General features: G+C 44.5%; 1 protein-coding gene. It reads left to right on the top strand.

Annotated features, from left to right (window positions below; genetic code table 11):
* Positions 1-208: 208 nt before the first annotated feature.
* The coding region (locus tag A3750_RS16825; RefSeq protein ID WP_197475101.1) for an ion transporter at positions 209-813 on the top strand (605 nt) is incomplete at its 3' end.

Here is an 813-nt window from a genome sequence, read left to right on the forward strand (position 1 = left end):
ATTGTTTACTCATGATAGGGCCTCCAAGCGCGATCTTTGCTCGCATATTATGGTCGTTGAAAATGAAATTTGAAACTGTAAACATGCTTGGAGAGCGTTTTACTATACACTTTGTAGTAGGCTGCATTAAGGCCTGCTCGCTTGTAAGTCGCTCGTAGCGTGAAATTCGAATAAAACACAACAAAAGTAAAGTAAAGGAAGCCCAGCCATGTTCTCTCGTGAGCAATGGTACGAATATTTAAATGAACCCTCTCAAAGGTCGCTGATTGCTTGGCTTATAAATCTGGTGATTGCTGCAGCGATTTTCTTCAATATGGTTGAGGTGCTTCTTGTCTCGGTTGAAAACGAGGCGAATAGTGCTCATTACTCAGGCATTCACGTTCACGCGATTTTTACTTTGATCTTTGTCGCCGATTATTTGATGCGCATTTGGGTAGCGGCTGAAGCCCCGCAAGAGCATGGCAATAGTGCGCTTAATCGTCGGCTCAATTATGTTTTTTCGCCAATGGGCGTTATCGATTTGTTGTCGTTTTTGCCTGGATTAATGCTTATTTTAGTGCCGGATAGCGCTGCTCAGGACTTTAGTTTCCTAAAAGTGATGACAACCGTTCGGATTCTAAAGCTAACGCGATATTCTGCATCGCTTTCAATTCTGGCAGCGGTGTATCGGGAAAACTTCTCCACGCTGTTTGCGGCGATGATTATCATGATCATTATTAGCTTTACCGCAGCAACCGGTGTGTATATTTTTGAGCGGGTTGCTCAGCCGGAGGCGTTTGGTTCCATTCCGCGCTCTATGTGGTGGGCCTTAGT

The organism is Oleiphilus sp. HI0079 (assembly GCF_001635105.1).